The sequence below is a fragment of the Pseudomonas saliphila genome, assembly GCF_008638345.1.
GTDB lineage: Bacteria > Pseudomonadota > Gammaproteobacteria > Pseudomonadales > Pseudomonadaceae > Halopseudomonas > Halopseudomonas saliphila.
The window spans coordinates 38,217-58,879 of record NZ_VTVA01000020.1; the positions used below are offsets into that span (position 1 = coordinate 38,217).

Annotated in this window: 15 protein-coding genes; 7 read left to right on the plus strand and 8 right to left on the minus strand. The window is 60.3% G+C overall.

Annotated features, from left to right (window positions below; genetic code table 11):
- Nucleotides 1–24 precede the first annotated feature (24 nt).
- Nucleotides 25–1,332: an MFS transporter gene (locus FHK95_RS17495; protein WP_206668613.1), complete on the minus strand. Its 1,308-nt coding sequence runs from the start codon at nt 1,330–1,332 to the stop codon at nt 25–27.
- 548 nt (nt 1,333–1,880) lie between these two features.
- Here FHK95_RS17495 and smc point away from each other — a divergent pair.
- From smc to FHK95_RS17520, 4 genes are all read left to right on the plus strand, one after another.
- Complete coding sequence (smc, locus tag FHK95_RS17505; protein ID WP_150305929.1) at nt 1,881–5,384, plus strand: chromosome segregation protein SMC; 3,504 nt, start codon at nt 1,881–1,883, stop codon at nt 5,382–5,384.
- 165 nt (nt 5,385–5,549) lie between these two features.
- Nucleotides 5,550–6,482, plus strand: coding sequence for a cell division protein ZipA (zipA, locus tag FHK95_RS17510; protein WP_150305930.1), 933 nt, complete (start codon nt 5,550–5,552; stop codon nt 6,480–6,482).
- A gap of 465 nt (nt 6,483–6,947) precedes the next feature.
- A complete protein-coding gene (ligA, locus tag FHK95_RS17515; protein ID WP_150305931.1) occupies nt 6,948–9,314 on the plus strand; it encodes an NAD-dependent DNA ligase LigA in 2,367 nt (788 codons plus the stop codon).
- A 23-nt stretch (nt 9,315–9,337) separates the two neighbouring features.
- Nucleotides 9,338–10,282 carry a tRNA dihydrouridine synthase gene (locus tag FHK95_RS17520; RefSeq protein ID WP_150305953.1) on the plus strand — a complete coding sequence of 315 codons (945 nt, stop codon included), beginning with the start codon at nt 9,338–9,340 and terminating at the stop codon, nt 10,280–10,282.
- Here FHK95_RS17520 and FHK95_RS17525 read toward each other — a convergent pair.
- Entirely contained in the window at nt 10,242–10,484 is a 243-nt protein-coding gene (locus FHK95_RS17525; RefSeq protein ID WP_150305932.1) for a hypothetical protein, read from the minus strand. The two genes, FHK95_RS17520 and FHK95_RS17525, sit on opposite strands and share 41 nt — an antisense overlap.
- 267 nt (nt 10,485–10,751) lie before the next feature.
- Between FHK95_RS17525 and FHK95_RS17530 the strand changes: the two genes are divergently transcribed.
- From FHK95_RS17530 to FHK95_RS17540, 3 genes are all read left to right on the plus strand, one after another.
- Nucleotides 10,752–12,089: a spinster family MFS transporter gene (locus tag FHK95_RS17530; protein ID WP_150305933.1), complete on the plus strand. Its 1,338-nt coding sequence runs from the start codon at nt 10,752–10,754 to the stop codon at nt 12,087–12,089.
- A 69-nt stretch (nt 12,090–12,158) separates the two neighbouring features.
- Complete coding sequence (locus tag FHK95_RS17535; protein WP_150305934.1) at nt 12,159–13,343, plus strand: acetyl-CoA C-acyltransferase; 1,185 nt, start codon at nt 12,159–12,161, stop codon at nt 13,341–13,343.
- A gap of 103 nt (nt 13,344–13,446) precedes the next feature.
- The gene (locus tag FHK95_RS17540; protein ID WP_150305935.1) at nt 13,447–15,246 is read left to right on the plus strand and encodes an acyl-CoA dehydrogenase; all 1,800 of its coding nucleotides are present in this window, start codon (nt 13,447–13,449) and stop codon (nt 15,244–15,246) included.
- A 97-nt stretch (nt 15,247–15,343) separates the two neighbouring features.
- Here the strand turns inward: FHK95_RS17540 and alkB are convergent, their stop codons facing one another.
- From alkB to FHK95_RS17570, 6 genes are all read right to left on the minus strand, one after another.
- Nucleotides 15,344–15,997: a DNA oxidative demethylase AlkB gene (gene alkB / locus FHK95_RS17545; protein ID WP_150305936.1), complete on the minus strand. Its 654-nt coding sequence runs from the start codon at nt 15,995–15,997 to the stop codon at nt 15,344–15,346.
- A 1-nt stretch (nt 15,998) separates the two neighbouring features.
- The gene (locus tag FHK95_RS17550; RefSeq protein WP_178114838.1) at nt 15,999–16,532 is read right to left on the minus strand and encodes a methylated-DNA--[protein]-cysteine S-methyltransferase; all 534 of its coding nucleotides are present in this window, start codon (nt 16,530–16,532) and stop codon (nt 15,999–16,001) included.
- A 379-nt stretch (nt 16,533–16,911) separates the two neighbouring features.
- Nucleotides 16,912–17,700 (minus strand): SDR family NAD(P)-dependent oxidoreductase, encoded by a 789-nt coding sequence (locus FHK95_RS17555; protein ID WP_150305938.1) that lies wholly within the window; start codon nt 17,698–17,700, stop codon nt 16,912–16,914.
- Nucleotides 17,701–17,747: 47 nt separating this feature from the next.
- A complete protein-coding gene (surE, locus tag FHK95_RS17560; protein WP_150305939.1) occupies nt 17,748–18,578 on the minus strand; it encodes a 5'/3'-nucleotidase SurE in 831 nt (276 codons plus the stop codon).
- Between the two features lie 72 nt (nt 18,579–18,650).
- Entirely contained in the window at nt 18,651–19,700 is a 1,050-nt protein-coding gene (locus FHK95_RS17565; RefSeq protein ID WP_150305940.1) for a phosphotransferase, read from the minus strand.
- Nucleotides 19,701–19,826: 126 nt separating this feature from the next.
- Complete coding sequence (locus tag FHK95_RS17570; RefSeq protein ID WP_150305941.1) at nt 19,827–20,594, minus strand: SDR family NAD(P)-dependent oxidoreductase; 768 nt, start codon at nt 20,592–20,594, stop codon at nt 19,827–19,829.
- Nucleotides 20,595–20,663 lie beyond the last annotated feature (69 nt).

Sequence of the window (20,663 nt, forward strand, 5' to 3'; positions counted from 1 at the left end):
GTAATGATCCCATCAAGTGAGTAATCAGACTTCAGGCAGCGAGCGAGCCAGCACAGCGCCGGCCAAACCTACCATTGAAAGTAGCAGCAACATGCCGGCAGCGCCGATCAGCGTGCTCAGCAGACCAAACACGCCGGTAGCCAGCAGTATGCCGCCGATAAAGGTATTGCCCACAGCGACGTAATCCGTACGGCGATTGCCTTCAGCCATGTCCAGTACATAGGTCTTGCGTCCGACGCGCACGCCGCTGTGGGCTATGCCGAGCACGAAGAATGCTACCGGGAACAGCCAGGCGTGCAGTGCAGCGGGCAAACCGTCCCAGAAATGCAGCGCCAGCACCACGGGGCCCAACAGGCTTGCAATATAGGCAGCGGAGATTAACACGCGTTTGCTCGAACGGTCGGCCATGCGGCCCCAAACCATGGCGCTGAGGCTATTCGCCAGTCCGTTGGCGACCAGAAAGGCACCGAGCATGCCGACACCGGACTGGATGTCCTGCCCCAGCAGAACGTAGTAGGGCGCTGACAGGGCAGAGCAGAGCAGCAGCGCACGGGTGATTACGAAGCGCCGAAACGCCGTGTCGGTGCGCAGCAGGCCCATGCGGGCGAAGGCTTCGCGAATCGCGTTCTCGCCGCCTTCGGTCGCCCCTGGCTGCTCGTCTATGTGTCGATAGATCCAGGCGGCGATCACCCATAACAAGGCGGCGGCGGCCAGGAGGCCAGCATAGAACAGCACATCATCGTCGGTCGGTGGCCAGAGCATGCAATATATACCGAACGCCAGAGCCGCCCAGCCGGACAGACTGCTTGCCAGGCCGTTGAGCCGGCCGCGTCGGGTCTTGGGGACAGTCTTGCCGATCACGTCCTTGCCAGCGACGGAGCAGAGCCCGCGGGCCAGACTGAACAACACCAGGCAGGCGATGATCAGGCCCCCGGCCAGCGCGCCCTCGAACAACCAGGCCACTGCACCGAGCGCTAATAGCATGAGCGCTTGCAACAGACTGCCCAGAATCCAGACGCCGCGGCGCATGGCATGACGGCGGATGCGCGCGGCGATCAGTAGCTGCGGCAACATCGAGCCGGACTCGCGAATAGGCACCAGCCAGGCAACCATGGCCACGGGTGCGCCCACCACGCCCATCAGCCAGGTGAGTGTTGTCTTTGGATTGATGAGGGTATCGCCCAGGCTGGTCAGCGTATTGGCTGCCACCTGAAGGAAGAAATTCTGCGGCACGCCATTACAGGCGCTGTCCGGTATATCCTTGCAAACCCGGACGTCGTCCTCGTTCATCAGTTTGCTGTAGATACTGTCCAGATCCGGCTGCGCGGCCATGATGGCGTCCCTAACATAATTCACGGGGCGCAAATTGTGCCGCAGTGGGCATTTTAACGCTAGGGTCTGTTGCCGTTTCGGCGGGAGCCGCGTTGCTGTGTCAAATGACGCCAGGCAAGGCGCGGGACGCAGGTAATGGTTGTTCCCTTGCCAAGTCCCGCAACGCCGCATGGCGTCATTTGACACGCAACCCGAAGGGACGGGGCCCGTTTGGCGCAGCACTGCGTTACTCGTCGCTCTTTTGGAACAACCAAACTACGCTCCTCGCGCCTTGTTCTGCACCAAACGGGCCTCCGTCGCGGCCGCGACGAAACGGCAACAGACCCTAGCGCGCGAAGGTACTATTGCCTTGCCATCGATGCCGAACCAGCAAGATGCTGATGTATTGGGCCTGGATACTGCCTGTTTGGCGCCGTAGCGTCCGGTTTTTTGCAGGCACCGGGTGCAAGGGCTTCTCTTTCAACGGCTTAGTGGGTAAAAATGCACCTTTGTTGGAGGCGATGCAGGCAGCAACGCATCGCAACTGCACGCAAGGACAAGCAACTTTAATGCGATTGAAATGCATCAGGCTGGCGGGCTTCAAATCCTTTGTCGATCCCACCACCGTCTACTTCCCGACCAATATGGGCGCTGTCGTGGGCCCGAATGGCTGCGGCAAGTCGAACATCATCGATGCGGTGCGCTGGGTCATGGGCGAAAGTTCGGCCAAGAACCTGCGTGGCGAATCCATGACTGATGTCATCTTCAACGGCTCTAATAGCCGCAAGCCGGTGGGTCAGGCGTCGATCGAACTGGTCTTCGACAACAGCGCCGGGACGCTCAAGGGCGAATACGCCGCATATAACGAGATATCCATACGCCGCAAGGTCACCCGCGAGGCGCAGAATCAGTACTACCTGAACGGCACCAAGTGCCGCCGCCGCGATATCACTGACATCTTTCTGGGTACCGGACTGGGGCCACGCAGTTATTCGATCATCGAGCAGGGGATGATCTCCAAGCTGATCGAGGCCAAGCCCGATGAGCTGCGCCTGTTCATCGAAGAGGCTGCTGGCATTTCCAAATACAAGGAACGCCGCCGCGAGACCGAAAACCGCATCCGCCGTACGCATGAAAATCTCGCCCGCCTGACCGACCTGCGCGACGAACTGGAACGTCAGCTCGGTCACCTGCAGCGTCAGTCCCAGTCCGCGGTGAAATACAAGGAATACAAGGCCAGCGAGCGCCAGCTCAAGGCGCAGCTGCAGGCGCTGCGCTGGCAGACACTTGATGGGCTGGTTGTTGAACGTGAACATCGCGTGCGCGAGCTGGAGATTGCGCTGGAGGCGCTGATCGCCGAGCAGCGCAACGCCGATAGCCAGATGGAGAAGCAACGCGACCAGCATCTGGATCTCACCGAGTCGTTCAACCGTGTGCAGGCGCGTTATTACAGCGTGGGCGCGGACATCAGCCGCATCGAGCAGACCTTGCAGTTCAACCGTGATCGCCAGAGCCAGCTGCAGGCGGACATCGACCGTACCGAGCAGGCCTGGCAGGAGACGCAGAGCCATCTCACCCAGGATCAGGCGCTATTGGCGGATCTGCATAGCGAGCTGGCCGAGATCGAGCCGGAACTGGAGATGTCCGCCGCGGCAGATGAGGAAACGGCGCAGCAACTGCAAGACACCGAGCACGCCATGCAGGAATGGCAGTCAGCCTGGGACCAATTCAATCAGCAATCAGCCTCGCCACGGCAGCAGGCAGAGGTGGAGCAAGCCCGTATCCGCCATCTGGAGCAGGCAACGGAGCGCCTGGCTGAGCGTATCCAGCGGCTCGAAGAAGAACGCGCCACGTTAACTGCAGGCCCGCTCGGCGATGAACTGACCGAGCTGAACGAACAGCTGGCGGAGCTGGAGCTACGCGGCGAAGCCGATCAGCAGCAGCTGGAAGCGCTCGGCGACACGCTGCGCCAGGAGCGCGATGCGCTGGCAGCCCTGACGCAGGAAGCCGAGATCCGGCGCGGTGAGCTGCAGCGTCACAGCGGTCGGATGGCATCGCTCGAAGCCCTGCAACAAGCCGCGCTTGATCATGGAGCCGGTGTGCGCGACTGGTTGCGGCAGCAGGGGCTGGGGGAGCGGCCGCAACTGGCGGCGCAGCTACAGGTTGAGCCCGGTTGGGAAAGCGCGGTCGAAACGGTGCTCGCCGACGATCTCCAAGCGGTCAGTCTCGACGATCTGGGCGCCATCGCCGGACTCTGTTCGACCTTCGCGCAGGGCAGTCTGCGCGTGCTGGACGGTATGCGCTCGAGGGCGACCGCCGCGTCGCCATCCGGTTCGCTGCTGGAGAAAGTCACATCGTCCGTGGATCTCGCACCCTGGCTCGCGCCGGTAACAGCCTGCGACTCGCTGGAGCAGGCATTGAGCCGGCGCTCGACCCTGGCCAGCCATGAGTCATTGATCACCGCCGACGGGCAGTGGGTCGGCCCGAACTGGCTGCGGATCAAACGCGGGGGCGCCAGCGAAACCGGCGTGCTGGCCCGGCAACAGGAGATGGAGCAGCTGCAGGCAAACATCGAAGAACAGCAGGCGCTGCTAGCCCATGGCGAGGAACACATTGCTTCGCTTCAGGAGCAGGTGCGCCGGCTGGAGCAGCAACGCGACACGCTACAGCAGGAGCTGGCGCGCACATCGCGTGAGCAGGGCGAGATCAAGGCGCAATGCTCCGCGCGGCAAGTGCGCCTGGAGCAGCTCAATGCACGCCGCCAGCGTATTGATGAAGACCTGGAAGACATTCGTCTGCAACGCGCCGACGAACTGGAGCAGATCGGTGAAGCGCGCATGACCCTTGAGGCCGCGCTGGAGCACATGGCCTTAGACGCCGAGCAGCGCGAAACCTTGCTGCAGCGCCGAGATCAGGCCCGCGCAGCACTGGACCAGGCGCGCCAGCAAACGCGTCAGCACAAGGATCGCTCCCACCAGCTGGAACTGCAGGCGCAGTCGCTGCGGGCCCAGCGCGAATCCACGTCGCAGGGCCTGGAGCGTCTGACGATTCAGGTTGAACGACTGGCCGAGCGCAGGGAAGAGCTGCGTCTGACCTTCGAGGACAATCAGGCGCCGGAGGATGACCAGCGCATCGAGCTCGCGTCACTGCTTGAGCAGCGTGTTCAGGCAGAGCAGGATCTGGCCACGGCTCGCCAGTCACTGGAAGCAGTCGATCAGCAGATCCGCGAGCAGGATCGACGTCGTAGCCAGGCCGAACAACAAGCCCAGCAAGTGCGCGGTCAACTGGACGAACAACGACTGAACGCCCGGGATCTGCAGACGCGTCGGCAGGGGCTGCAAGAGCAATTGCTTGAATCAGGCTATGATCTGAACGGAGTGCTCGCGACACTGTCTGACGATGCGACTGAGTCTGACTGGGAGCAGGAGCTTGCCCAGCTGGATGCGCGCATTCAGCGACTGGGGCCGATCAACCTGGCAGCTATCGACGAATACGAGCAGCAGTCTGAACGCAAACGCTATCTTGATGCACAGAATGCCGACCTTGCGGAAGCGCTCGACACGCTTGAGCAAGTCATCCGCAAGATCGACCGGGAAACACGCAGTCGCTTCAAGGAAACATTCGACAAGATCAATGAGGGGCTGCAGGCACTATTTCCCAAGGTGTTTGGCGGCGGCAATGCCTACCTGGAACTGACCGGTGATGACCTGCTGGATACCGGGGTGGCAATCATGGCGAGGCCGCCCGGCAAGAAGAACAGCACCATCCATCTGCTGTCTGGTGGGGAAAAAGCACTGACCGCCATTGCGCTGGTGTTCTCCATCTTTCAGCTGAATCCGGCGCCGTTCTGCATGCTCGACGAGGTGGACGCGCCGCTTGATGATGCCAACGTGGGGCGCTACGCCAGGATTGTAAAAGAGATGTCTGCCCGGGTGCAGTTCATCTATATCACTCATAACAAGATAGCCATGGAAATGGCTGATCAGTTACTGGGCGTAACCATGCATGAACCTGGCTGCTCAAGACTGGTCACAGTGGATGTCGAGGAGGCAGCAGCGCTGGCTGCAGTGTAAAGTTTCGCGAGCTCGTGTTAGGGTCTGCACACGTTTCATTGTGGCTTGAAGCAGGTGCCGTTTGGGGCAGAAGCTTGAATAGACCACAGCTCTTCGTAATTATTTCCGGACGGCCTTCAGAGGCCGTCTCATCTGAAAGAATTGGCATAACAGGAACAGGAATTCATGGATTTCGGTTTACGTGAGTGGCTTATCATTATCGGCGTGTTGGTGATCGCCGGTATCTTGTTTGACGGATGGCGACGCATGGGCGGCCGCTCGCGTATACGTATCAAACTCGAACGCAATCTGAACGAAGACTCCGAGGCCCCCCCGGCAGATGACTTGCTGGGGCCGCCGCGCGTGATCGGCCAGAAGGACCGATCAGAGCCGTCCTTCGGACGCGACCTGTCAGCGCTGGACGATCTGGGCGAGGATGCGGCGGTGCAGGAGCAGGCCGAGCAGGCCAATATAGATCTCGGGGGGCTGAATCTGGATGACATTCCCGAGCCGCCTACGTCGCAGGATACGCGCGGCACCTCGCGTCCGCGCAAGGTCAGCCCGCGCGTGCCGGATATGCCGCGCCGTGAAGCACGCGTCATTGGCAAGAACGAACCACCAGTTCGCGTGGAGCCAGGCCTGGCTTCCGAGCCAGCCGCGGCGAAGGAAGAGCTACCGCCCGTCGAAGAGGTGTTCGTCATCAATGTGGTCGCGCGGGACGAGCTGGGTTTCCCCGGTTCGGCGTTGCTGCAGAATATTCTCGAAAGCGGCCTGCGCCATGGGGAGATGAATATCTTCCACCGCCACGAGAGCATGAGTGGCAATGGTGATGTGCTGTTCTCCATGGCCAATGCCTTGAAGCCCGGTGTGTTCGATCTTGACGAAATGGACAGCACCTATGTGCGTGCCGTCAGCTTCTTCATGGGCTTACCCGGCCCACGCCATCCCAAGCAGGCGCTTGATCTTATGATCGCTGCCGCACGCAAGCTCTCCCATGAGCTGGGTGGGGATCTCAAGGATGAACAGCGCAGCGTACTCACCGCGCAAACCATCGAACATTATCGCCAACGCATTGCTGAGTATGAGCGCAAGCGTTTTAGTCAGCGTCGCTCGCGCTGATCTTTAGCTTGCCCCGGGATTTGTAGGGGCGCCTTGGGGCAACGGCTTTGTACGGCGCAGGCTGCGCTCTACATTGGCTGACCTGTCGGCCAGCGTCGTGCCGACGGTTCGGCGCCCCGAGGCGACACTTCCACGGGTTTGGTGCACTCTGCATTGGCTGGCCTTTCGGCCAGCGTCGTGCCGAGGGCGACACTCCCACGGGGTTTTTATGTGTGTGACGCTCGGTGCATAGCTCAACTCCGCGTTGCCGACGGGTGAGAAGTTCGTCGTGGGAGGGGCGAGTCGCCGCGAATGGCGACCGCAGGGCGCCCCGGGTTTGATACAACCACATTGGCTTGCCTATCAGCCAGCATCGTTCCGAGGCGACACCCCCACGGAATTGCCGACGCTCCCCAAACACTGCCGTCTCCACCCGCTTCCTTGTACAATCACCCCCTTGTTTCGCCTCGGACGATTTGACCGACCATGATCCTAACTCCCGATCCGGCGCTGCGTGCCCAACAACTGCGTGAGCAGATCAACGAGCACAACCATCGCTACTACGTGCTCAATGAGCCTTCCGTTCCCGACGCGGAATACGATCGCCTGTTTAACGAACTCAGTGCGCTGGAAGAGGCTAATCCGGAGCTGATTCTGCCTGATTCGCCAACCCAGCGTGTCGGTGGGGCACCGGCCGCGGGATTCGGCACCGTCCAGCACGAAGTACCCATGCTCAGCCTGGGCAACGCCTTCGAAGAGAGCGATATGCTCGACTTCGACCGCAGCGTACGGCGCGGTCTGGATATGCCGGCTGATGATCTATTCGGCGCAGAAATCGAATACTGCTGCGAACCCAAGCTCGACGGTCTCGCAGTCAGTCTGCTGTACGAGGACGGTTACCTGGTGCGCGGCGCTACCCGCGGCGATGGCAGCAAGGGCGAGGACATCACCACCAACGTGCGGACCATCCGCAATATTCCGTTGAAACTGCGTGGCGATGACTGGCCGAAAGTGCTGGAGGTGCGTGGCGAAGTCTATATGAGCAAAGCGGGTTTCGACGCGCTGAACGAACGCGCACGCAGCGAAGGCTCAAAAACCTTTGCCAACCCGCGCAATGCTGCCGCCGGTTCCTTACGCCAGCTCGATTCCAGCATCACCGCCCGCCGTCCGCTGGAGTTCTGCTGCTATGGCATTGGCCGTTTCGAGGGTGAACTGCCGCGTACCCAGACCGCCATCCTTGAGGCTGTGAAGACCTGGGGGCTGGCGATCAGTCCTGAGCTGAAGCGGGTGAGTGGCATTCAGGGTTGTCTCGACTATTACCGGGATATTGGCGAGCGTCGAAACGACCTGAGTTACGAAATCGACGGGGTGGTGTTCAAGGTCAATGATCTGGGCTATCAGCGTGAGCTGGGCTTTCGCGCCCGGCAACCGCGTTGGGCCATTGCGCATAAGTTTCCCGCCAGTGAAGAGCTGACCGAGGTGCTGGCGGTGGAGTTTCAGGTGGGTCGTACCGGTGCCATAACACCTGTCGCGCGGCTTAAGCCGGTGCAGGTGGCTGGTGTCACGGTGTCCAATGCTACTCTGCACAACATGGACGAAGTCGCGCGTCTGGGGGTGATGATCGGCGATACGGTCATCATTCGTCGCGCCGGCGATGTGATTCCGCAGGTCATGCAGGTAGTCAGCGACCGCCGCCCCGCGGATGCCCAACCGATTGCTGTGCCTGAAACCTGCCCGGTGTGCGGCTCGGCCGTCGAGCGCACCCGTCTGGTCAAGCGTAGCCGCGGCCGCGAGACCTATACCGAGGGCTCGGTATACCGCTGCGTGGGGCGGATGATCTGCCAGGCGCAGTTGAAGCAAGCGATCAATCATTTTGTGTCCCGTCGGGCGATGGATATCGATGGGCTGGGCGAGAAGATCATCGAGCAACTGGTCGATGCCGGCCACGTCACGTCCCCGGCGGATCTCTATGCGCTGACCTACGAGCAGGTAATCGAGCTGGAGGGCTTTGCCGACACATCCACCGTCAACCTGCTGACGGCGATCAACAACAGCAAGCGTCCGGGGCTTGCGCGGTTCGTGTATGCACTGGGCATCCCGGACGTAGGGGAGGAGACCGCCAAACTGCTGGCGCGGGCGCTGGGTAGTCTCGAGCGGATTCGTCAGGCGCTACCGGAGGTGTTGGTGTATCTCCCTGATATCGGCAACGAGGTCGCCCACGAGATCCATTCGTTCTTCGTCGACGAGCACAATCTCAAGGTTCTGGAGCAGCTGCGTGAGCGCGGCGTAGACATACAGGATGAAGGTGATATCTCCCCCGAGTACGCGGCCTATGTCAGTCTCGCGGATTTTATTACCCGATTGGAAATCCCTTATATTGCCCGCACCGGCTCCGAACGACTGGCGTCGACCTTCAACAATCTGCAGCAGATTATCGAGGCTGACTGGCTCGAACTCAAGCGAGTTGATCGGCTAAATGATAAGGCAATCAATAGCTTGTTAAGTTATTTTAATGACGATGCTAGCAGTAGGAAGGTGCTTGAGGTCGAGCAGCAACTGCGCGATTTTGGCATGCACTGGGAAAGTCCCAAGGCCAGTATCGACAACCTGCCACTCGCTGGCCAGACCTGGGTGCTGACCGGCACGCTGGAGACCTTTTCCCGCGATGTGGCCAAGGATCATCTGGAAAGCCTTGGTGCCAAGGTCGCTGGCAGCGTGTCGGCCAAGACCCACTGCGTGGTTGCTGGCCCAGGGGCGGGTAGCAAGCTGGCCAAAGCCCAGCAGCTCGGTGTGAAAGTGCTGGATGAGCAGGGCCTGCTGAATGAGCTGGCGGAGCGGGGCATCCCCGTTTGAGCAATGTGATCATTCTGGCGCCCATGGAAGGACTGGTGGATGCGCCCATGCGCGATATCCTGACGCGCATTGGCGGCATCGATCGCTGCGTCAGTGAATTCATCCGGGTAACCGAGGGGCCGCTGAACAAGGGCACCATCCTGCGGATCGTACCGGAAGCCCTGAGCGGCTGGGTCACGCGCGCCGGTGTGCCGGTGCATCCACAATTGCTGGGCTCGGATCCCGAGTGGTTGGCGTTCAATGCGGCGATGTTGGCGCAGATGGGCGCGCCCGCAGTGGACCTGAATTTCGGTTGTCCGGCCAAGACGGTCAATCGTCACGGCGGTGGGGCGGGTTTGTTACGGGACCCGGAGGTGCTTGCCAGGATCGTCACAGCCGTACGCGCCGCCGTGCCTGCTGCCATTCCGGTTACCGCAAAAATGCGCCTCGGTTACAGCGATACCAGCCTGGCGCTTGACTGCGCTCAGGCGTTGGCCGATTCAGGCGCGGCGGAAATCGCCGTGCATGCACGCACCAAGGTCGATGGTTACAAGCCACCGGCGCACTGGGAGTGGCTGGCGCGTATACGTGAAGCCGTGCAGGTGCCGGTGATTGCCAATGGTGATGTCTGGAGCCACGAGGACTACCAACGCATCCGTGAGGTCAGTGGCTGTGACGCGGTCATGATTGGCCGCGGCTTGGTGAGGTGCCCGGATCTGGCGGCTCAAATTCGCCAACAACTGGCTGGAAAGGACATCGCCAGCATGAGCTGGCACTCTTTACAGCCATGGTTCGCGGATTTCTTCCGCCAGACCCAGGAACGCGTGGCGGCCCGGCATGCGCCGGGGCGCTTTAAGCAATGGCTGGCGATGCTGACGCACCAGTTTCCCGAAGCCCGGGTACTGTTCGATCAGGTGCGTCGCGAGACCAGCGCGGATGTAATTTCGGCTACCCTTTGCCCTGCAGGTGATGGGCAATACGGTCCTTGACCGCGCGGCGTTTTTCTTTCAGCTTTTTGATGTCATCGTCCTCGACATCCCCCGCCGAGATGGACTCGCCAGCAAGCACCTGATTATCGAGATCGCTGTATTCATCCAGCAGCTTGTCGAGCTTGCTGTCCTGCTCGCGCCGCTTCTGGATTTCTTCTCTGCTGACCTGAAGATCCTGATAAAGATCGTGGGATGCAACCATGATTATCTCCGTATGCTCTCGAAATGAAGCCAGCGACGGGCGCCATTCGCACCGTCGCCGCGTTGTTGTTATCTCTCTGTTTGGAGCCACCGAAGCGGAAATAATTCCAACAGGCCCACCAATCGGGACCCCTTTCTGCAGCGTCTATAGCCGCCGCTAATGGGTACGCATTGGCTCCGCTAATGCAATTATTTCGGAATCGACTTCCGCACTGCGAACCTGATAGTCTCTCGATTGGTCTTTTTCCACCCTGTGCGGGAGCGCGAAGTGCCTCATAATAATAGTTTGTATCCTTCAAGTGGCCGTGCCTGGTTTACCGTCTCCATCCTCTTGTTGGCATATGTGCTGTCCTTCGTCGACAGGCAGATCCTGAACCTGCTGGTTGAACCCATTCGCCGCGATCTGGCAATCAGCGACACCCAGATGAGCCTGTTGATGGGCTTGTCATTTGCCATCTTCTATACCATTGCCGGCATCCCGCTGGGTCGCGTTGCCGATAGCAAGAGCCGTCGCGGCTTGATCGGTGCTGGCGTGCTGGTGTGGAGTCTGATGACTGCCGCCTGCGGGCTGGCGCAGCAGTACTGGCACTTTATTCTGTGCCGTATTGGCGTTGGTGCCGGTGAGGCGGCGCTATCGCCGGCGGCGTATTCGCTGATGGCTGACAGCTTCCCACCTGAGAAGCGCGCGACCGCCATCAGCGTTTACTCCATGGGCATTTATCTGGGCGCGGGTATGGCGTTCCTGCTTGGCGGCATGGTGATCACCTTCGCCAACGCTCAGGGGGATGTGATCCTGCCGATCATCGGTCTGGTGCGGCCCTGGCAGCTTATCTTCCTGATGTTGGGTGGGGTGGGGGTGGCCTTCTGTTTTGTGCTGTTTGCAATCAAGGAACCTACCCGCAAGGGCATCGGCGCTGGCGTGGCTGTTCCGCTGAAAGAGGTCGGTGCCTATCTGCTGAGCATCCGTAAAGCGGTGCTCTGCCATAACATCGGCTTTGCCTGCCTGTCCTTCGCCTCCTACGGCGCCTCCGCCTGGATTCCGACCTTCTTCATCCGCAACCATGGTCTGACAGCGGGCGAAGTAGGTCTCTATTACGGCACCATTGTGATGGTCGCGGGTTCTCTGGGTATCGTCTTCGGCGGTCGCCTGGCTGATTACCTGGCGCGCCGCGGCTACACTGATTCGAACATGCGTGTCGGCCTGCTGGCAGCGGTCCTGACGATTCCGTTCAACGTGGTTTACCTGGTCGGTGACCTGAACCTGGTCTGGTTCCTGATGTTCTTCAACGTCTTTACCGTGGCCATGCCGTTTGGCGTTGCGCCCGCAGCCATTCAAGAGGTCATGCCCAACGCGATGCGTGGCCAGGCCTCCGCCATTTATCTGTTCACCATTACCCTGATTGGCCTGGGTATTGGCCCGACCGCCGTCGCCATGTTTACTGATTTTGTTTTCAACGATGACGCGGCGGTCCGTTATTCGATCTTCATTGTCGCAACGGTTATTACCCTGGGCTCGGTTGCGCTGCTCTGGATGGGGTTGAAACCCTACCGTGAAGCCCGGGAAACACTGGCCCGCTGGGGCGAGAGACAGGGGCAGCCGGTCTGATTCGACTAGGGTCTGTTCCCTGCCGGGGTCAGTACGCCCGGCTTACATTATCTAAACAGGAGTTACACCATGACTGACGCAGTTATCGTATCTACGGCCCGTACCGCACTGGGCAAATCCTACCGCGGTGCCTTGAACAACACGCACAGTGTCGACATGGCCGGTTACGTCATCGAGCACGCAGTCAAGCGCGCCGGTATCGATCCTTCCATTATTGAAGACGTTATCCTCGGTGCGACTTTCCACGAAGGCGCGCAGGGCAAGAACATGGCCCGTCTGGCGGCTATCCGTGGCGGCCTGCCGGTTACCACTGCTGGTATGTCGATCAACCGTTTCTGCAGCTCCGGTCTGCAGTCGATCGCCATTGCTGCCCAGCGTGTCGTCAGCGAGAAGATCCCTGCGATCGTCGCCGGTGGCGTTGAGTCGATCAGCCTGTGCCAGAACGACAAGATCAACATGTACCGTGGCGTTAACGAGTGGATCAAGCAGAATAAGCCTGAGCTGTACATGTCTATGATCGAAACCGCCGACATCGTTTCTGCACGCTACAACGTCAGCCGCGAATCCCAGGACGAGTACGCTCTGCTCAGCCAGCAGCGTACTGCGGCCGGCCAGGAAAGCGGCAAGTTCGATGACGAGATCGTTCCTTATCAGACCACTATGCTGGTCAAGGACAAGGAAACCGGTGAAGTCAGCGAGCAGCAAGTCAACCTGACCAAGGACGAGTGCAACCGTCCGGGCACCACGCTGGAAGGCCTTGCCGGTCTGCAGCCCGTACGTGGGCCTGAGCACTTCGTCACCGCCGGTAACGCCAGCCAGCTGTCTGACGGCGCTTCAGTCTGCGTGGTTATGAACGGCACGGTCGCCGAGCAGCAGAACATCGAGCCCATGGGTATTTTCCGCGGCTTCAGCGTTGCCGGTTGCGAGCCTGACGAAATGGGCATTGGCCCTGTCTATGCCATTCCTCAGCTGCTCAAGCGCAATGGTCTGACCATGGACGACATCGGCCTGTGGGAACTGAACGAAGCCTTTGCTTCGCAGGTCGTCTACTGCCGCGACAAGCTGGGCATCCCGATGGAAAACCTCAACGTTAACGGCGGCTCCATCGCCATCGGTCACCCCTACGGCGTGACAGGTTCGCGTCTGACCGGTCATGCGCTGATTGAAGGCAAGCGTCGTGGCGCCAAGTTCGTCGTAGTCACCATGTGTATCGGTGGCGGTCAGGGCGCAGCTGGTCTGTTCGAAGTTATTTAAAGGCAGCGGCACGCTACAAGCGAAACCCGGGCCTGTGCTCGGGTTTTGTCTTGTGGGGCTGTGAAGCCAGCCGCGTGCGGTTGAACACCTCGAGGATTCATTCATGTCCCAGAAGATTATCAATACCGACGACCTGTCCTTTTTGCTCTACGAGCTGCTGGATATCGAACGTCTGACCCAGTTCCCCCGTTATACCGACCACAGCCGTGACACCTTCGATGCCGCCATTGAGCTGGCATTGAAAGTCGGTGCTGAAACCTTCGCCCCGCATAACCATATATGCGATGCGGATGAGCCACGCTTCGAGAATGGCAAGGTGGTCATTCGCCCCGAGGTCGCTGAAGCCCTGGCAGTACTGCGTGAGACCGGGTTGATGGCTGCCTCTCAGGATTACGAGCGCGGCGGTATGCAGTTGCCGGCAGCGGTCGCACAGATCTGCATTGGCTTGATCAAGGGCGCTAACGTCAGCACACAGGCCTATGCAGGTCTGACGATTGCAGCCGGCAACCTGATCATGGCCCACGGCAGCGAGGAATATAAAAAGCGCTTTGCCGAGCCTATGATGGAAGGCCGCTTCTTCGGCACCATGTGCCTGACCGAGCCGCAGGCCGGCTCGTCACTGGCGGACATCAAGACGCGCGCCGTGCCCGCCGACGACGGCAGTTATCGCATCAGCGGCAACAAGATCTTCATCTCCGCCGGCGACCATGAGCTGAGCGAGAACATCGTTCACCTTGTGCTGGCCAAGCTGCCGGACGCGCCGCCCGGCGTGAAGGGCATCTCGCTGTTTATCGTACCCAAGATCCTGGTCAATGAAGACGGCAGTCTCGGCGAGCGCAACGATGTGCACCTGGCTGGCCTGATTCACAAAATGGGCTATCGCGGTACGACCTCGACCATGCTCAACTTCGGCGAGCAGGGCGGGGCAGTCGGCTATCTGGTCGGAGAGCCGCATCAGGGTTTGGCGCAGATGTTCCATATGATGAACGAGGCGCGCATCGGTGTTGGCCTGGGCTCGGTCATGCTGGGCTACACGGGCTATTTGCATGCACTGGAATACGCCCGCGAACGCCGTCAGGGTCGCCCGCTCAAGGAGCGTAATCCTGAAAGTCCGATGATTCCGCTGATCGAGCACGCCGATGTGCGCCGCATGTTGCTGGCACAGAAGGCATTTGTGGAAGGCGGTCTGTCGCTGTGTCTGTTTGCCTCGACGCTGGTCGATGAGAAGAAGCATGCCGAGGACCCAGCCAAGCGCGAAGAGGCCGAAGGCCTGTTGGATCTGCTCACGCCCATCGTCAAATCCTGGCCTTCGCAGTTCTGCCTGGAAGCCAACAGCCTGGCGATTCAAGTCCACGGTGGCTACGGCTACACACGCGAGTATCCGGTAGAGCAGTTCTACCGCGACAACCGTCTGAACCCGATTCATGAAGGCGCCCACGGCATTCAGGGGCAGGATCTGCTTGGCCGCAAGGTCAACATGCAGGACGGCCTGTACTATCAGGCACTGGTCTCGCGCATGCGCACCACCATCAGTGAATGCCAGGCGGAAGCCGAATTGCAGTCCTCCTGCGCCTTGCTCGGCGACGCGCTGACTACTCTGGAAGAGATCACCACTGTATTACGGGCGCTGCGCAAGGATGATCCGGAGCGCGCGCTGGCCAATGCTTATTTGTACCTGGAGGCTTTCGGTCATGTGGTGGTGGGCTGGATGTGGTTGCGCCAGGCCCAGGCGGCACTGCGTGGCCTCAAGCAGGGCGGGGCGCGGCCACAGGCGTTCTATCAGGGCAAGTTGAACACCTGTGAATACTTCCTGCGTTATGAGTTGCCCAAGACGTTGGCACTGGCAGAGGTATTACGCAGCGCAGACCGCACCACGCTGGATATGCCGGGAGAGTGTTTCTAACGGTTGAATGACCTGCCGGCGCTGCACAGGTTTTCGCAGCGCCGGCATTTTCTGACGTGTCCGCGCAGTCCGTCTGCCCAGTTTGCCTTCCCTTGCGTCACCGCACCTTCCTGAACGTCAGGTTATAGCGCACTGAGCCAGTCAACGGATGGTCGGCACGTTTTCCGAGCGGCGCCACGCCATGAAAGAACAAACGGCTGGGACCGCCCCAGACCAGCACATCCCCATGTTCAATCTTCCAGCGAACCGGCTGGTGTGAACGGGTCGATCCGCCAAACAAAAAGCTGATTGGCGCGCCAAGGGACACCGAGACGATGGGCGCGGATAGATCCTGTTCGTCCTTGTCCTGGTGCAGCGCCATGCGCGCGCCGGTTTCATACCTGTTGATGAGACAGCTCTGCGGCGCAAAGGCCGGGTAGCCAGCGACGCTGGCGGCATTGATTGCTAGCTGCTTGAAGGAATCGGGCAGGGCGGGCCAGGGTTGGTCATCCAGGGGATCGGTCGGGCTGTAACGGTAGCCATATCGGTCGGTTACCCAGCCCAGCTCGCCGCAGCTGGTCATGGCTGCCGACATGCTGTAGCCGCCGGGCGTCACCTGATGGCGAAAGGGCGCTCTGGCGGCAATCTGTTGCAGGTCGCTCAGCAACTGTTGCGCATCGGCGGTCGCGAAGCCGCGCAGGAGCCAGGCACCCTCGGCCAGGGGTTGTGGCGGCTCGGGATCAGGTTCGAACAGATCAAGCGTACTAGCCATGTCAGATCTCAGCGGCGAGGCGTTTCTCAAGATCGATAAGGCTGCGCTTACGTTCGACGCCCCAGCGATAGCCGGAGATACCGCCGTCACTGCGTAGCACACGGTGACAGGGCACCACGATCGCCAGCGGGTTTGCGGCGCAGGCACCGGCCACGGCCCGTTTTGCGGCTGGCCGCCCGCAACGCATTGCCAGTTCGCTGTAGGTAATGGTCTGACCCGCGCCGACTTCGCTGAGTACTTCCCATACCTGCTGCTGGAAACGGGTGCCGAACGGCGCCAGAGGACGCGGCAAAGCGGGGGGTGTCAGCCCTGGGTTATCAACGTAAGCCAGAAGGACGGCCAGTTCTGATTCCAGAGCGGCATCCTGCTGTTCGATATCGCTGGCGGGGAAACGCCGCCGCAGATCTTCCACGAGCGTTTGCGCATCATCCCCTAACAGAATCGCGCATATGCCGCTCTCGCAAACGCCGTAGAGCAAACTGCCGAACTGACAGCGACCGGTGGTGTATTGAATGGATAAAGGGCGAGTAACCATGACCAGATCCTGAATTGGAGTGCTGAATTGATATTCGACCCTAATAGTGGGCAATTCAAGGTGTCTGGTCGGGAAGGCGCCAACGCACATTCTCTTATGCGCCCCCCTGGGGGTGTAGCGCGCCTGCGCTACGCCAGGCTGATACGCCAAGCTAGTCAGTCCAAACGCGACCCATAGCGGCCACCAACCCCGTCGGCGCGTCCGATCGCGGCCCGAGCCGCACGCCAACCCCAGGAAAACCCACCCCGATCTGCTACCGAGGTCCCAGGTGGAATAACACGCTCAGCCGACGCCATCCTGGGGGCGTAGTGCGCCTGCGCTACGCCAGATTTCCGGTAACTCCAACCCAAGAGAATAACTACCAGCTAATCGGCAACAATCAAACCTTCATCCCCGGCAAATTCAGCGACGCAGTATTCCCACCATCCACCGCCAAGGCCTGACCCGTCATATAGCCGGCATCGTCGCTCGCCAAGAATGCGATAACCGAGGCAATCTCTTCAGGCCGCCCATAGCGGCGCAATTCGCACCGGGCGCCGAGTTTGGCTTCTTTGTCATTGGCACGGGCGTAATCGAACACCGGTTTGGTCATGCCGGTTTCCACCAGGCCGGGACACACCGCATTGACGCGAATATTCGAGCCGCCCAGATCACAGGCAGTCGTCATGGTGAAGTTGATTACGCCGGCCTTGGACGCGCTGTAGGCATTCCCACCCGCGCCAGAACGAATGCCGGCCACCGAGGCAGTGTTGACGATGGCGCCGCCACCCTGTTCCACCATCTGCCGGCTGACGTACTTGGTGAACAACATCACGCCGTACAGGTTCACACCGATAATTTTCTGCCAGGTTTCCAGGTTCTGATCGGGCGCAGTGCTGTAATCCCCACCAGCGATCCCCGCGTTATTGCACAGCACGTCGATCCTGCCGAAGTGGGCGAGGGTATCGGCTACGCACTGTTCCACTTCTGCCTCGACCGCTACATCGACTTCTTTGGTCAGCGCTTCGGCGCCTTCGGGCAGCTCAGCGAGGGTCTGCTGCAATCCTTCAGCATTGCGGTCCACAAGCATCAGGCGTGCGCCCTCGCTGGCCAGACGCTTGGCGGTGGCGCGGCCGATACCGCTACCGGCGCCGGTGATCAGGGCAATCTTGTTGTTGTAACGTTGCATTGTTGACTCCTGTAGTCAGGGCAAGCTTTCAGAAGGGGGATAACGCTTCAGTGGTCGATGCTCGGATCGACGCCGAGGTCGCGTTCCGCCTGCGGCTCGATCCCGAGGCCTCGGGCGACGGCATCGTTATCAATCTGCCAGCTGGCGATATCCCGCTCGAAACGCAGCGGCGAAATGGCGATACGCCCGGCACGCAGCGCACCGACATCAGTATCCAGGCCGGTGATGCGCTCGGTCTGGCGCTGAAAGCCGAGCCAGAAATAGGGCACATCGCGGGTATCGCGCCGACATTCGATATTGATTCCGCCGATGCTGCCCGCGCGCGCACGGCAGGTGGCGACACCGGTGACCTGTTCGGGCGTGCAGGCAGGGAAGTTGATATTCATGGCGCAATCGGTCGGCCAGCCCTTCTCCAGAAGCGCACGCACGATGCCGGGGCCGAACTTGCGTGCGGTGTCCCAGTGAATGTCACTGCCCTTGTGGTAAGCCTGCGACAGGGCAATAGACGGGATGCCCATCAGTGTCGCAGTCATCGCGCCGCCAATGGTGCCGGAATAGGCCACCGAATCACTGATATTGGCGCCGGCATTCACGCCGGATAACACCAGGTCGGGCATCTCGGGCATCAGCTCGCCCACCGCCAGTAGCACGCAGTCACTGGGGGTGCCGCTGATGCTCAGGCGATTTTCGCCCATGTGGTGCACGCGCAGCGGCGAATGCAGAGTGATCGACATGGACACGCCGCTCTGGTCCAGATCCGGGGCGATGATCCACACTTCTTCGGCAATTTCTCTGGCGATTTCTTCCATGATGGACATGCCGGGTCCGCGCCAACCGTCATCGTTGGTCAGCAGGACGCGCTTGATTGGTTTGCTCATGGCTGTGTTCGCTCATTGTTCTAATCGACATCTGGCGTAGCGCAGGCGCGCTACGCCCCCAAGCAGGCCGGTTTACTTGCGCTGAGCGATTTCCCAGCCAATATCGGCCAGTAGCCCGGCGCGTTTGCCGACCTCCAGCGCATCGGCGTTGCTTGCGTTACCTTGCAGCGCGCGGTGATACACGCCCTGGACGATGGCAGCCAAACGGAACAGCGAGAAGGCCAGGAAAAAATTCCAGTCCGGCACTTCGGTGCGGCCAGTGAACTCGCAGTACCAGTCCAGCACCTGCTGCTCTTCGGGAATGTTGCGCGCCTTGAGGTCCAGCCCCTGCATCCCACGCATGCCTTCGGCGCTGGCGGGCTGGTGATAGGGGAGACAGCAGTAGGCCAGATCGGACAGCGGATGACCCAGCGTCGCCAGCTCCCAATCCAGAATCGCCACGACCTTCGGCTCGGTCGGGTGCAGAATCAGATTACCCATGCGGAAGTCGCCATGGGCGATGGTGGTGAGGTCATCCTTGGGCGCGTTCTCAGGCAGCCAGGCCATCAATGCATCCATGGACGGCATATCACCGGTACGGCTGGCTTCAAACTGGCCACTCCAGCGCTTGATCTGCCGCGGGACATAACCTTCAGCCTTGCCGTATGTTTCCAGCCCCACCGCTTTCCAATCTACGTTGTGCAGCTGAGCCATGGTCTGGATCATCGACCTGTGGATCGGCATGCGCTGCTCGATGGCGACATCCTGCAGCAGCGGCTGCGAGTAAACTCGGCCGTCCACATGGTCCATGACGTAGAACGCGGTGCCAATAACCTCGGGATCTTCGCAGAGCAGGCGGGCAGCAGGGACCGGCACATCGGTCTGGCCCAGGGCACTGATCACCTGAAACTCGCGCTCGACCATGTGAGCGGAGGGCAACAGCTTACCCGGCGGCTTCTTGCGCAAAACGTAGCGTTTCTCGCCGATTTCCATCAAATAAGTCGGGTTGGACTGGCCACCCTGAAATTGCTGAAGCTTGATGCCATGCTCCACGCCGGGCAGGCGTCCTTGCAGATATGCAGCGAGTTTTGCTTCGTCCAGGCGATGCGCCGGTAACACGTCGATCAGGGTTGCTTCACTCATCTAGCCGGTCCTGTAATATTTTCAGTTATAAGGTCACTTCATTCGCCAAGCTGGCGTGAGAAGTGAACAGGCCTAAACGTACCATGCCAGGTCGGGCCTGGCATGTAGTGTGCTATATGCGATGGATCAGGTAATAGTGTCGCCACCGTCAGCCACAATCGTCTGGCCGGTAACATAGGCGCCAGCCGCCGATCCCAGGAACAGCGCAACACCAGCGATATCGATGGGCTCGCCAACGCGGCGCAGCGGGAGTTTCTCTTCGACACGCTTGAGGCGGTCCGGATCGTCCAGCAATGCCTGGGCGAAATCGGTGCGGATCAGGCCGGGCGCAATGGAGTTGACGCGAATGTTCTTCGGACCCCATTCCAGCGACAGATTGCGCGCCAGCCCCGCTTCGGCCGCCTTGGACATACCGTAGACGCCGATATTGGCGCTGGCACGGATGCCGGCGATGCTCGACAGCAGCACGATTGAACCGCCACCCAGCTCGACCATCTGTGGGATAACCATGTTGCACAGCCAGAACGTACCCTTGACGTTGGTACCCATGATCTTGTCGAAGGCTTCGTCGCTGACTTGCGAGGTAGGACCATAGACGGGGTTGGTCGCCGCATTGCAGACCAGGATGTCGATCTTGCCCCAGGTCGCAATGGTGGTATCCACCAGATTCTGCAGCTGGGCCTTGTCACCTACGTGACAGGGGATCGGCAGCGCGTCAAAGCCTTGCGCCTTCAGTTCGTTGGCAACCTTGTCGCAGGCATCCGCCTTGCGGCTGGAGATAACGACTTTGGCGCCGGCCTTGGCATATTCCTCGGCAATCGCGCGGCCGATGCCCTTGGTTGAACCGGTGATGACCGCGACTTTACCGGTCAAGTCGAACAGTTTGCTCATGATTGTTCCTCGATAATTCTGTGCATCAGTAAGAGTGGCTGCACCGGTGGATACTCAACCGGTGCAGCTCAG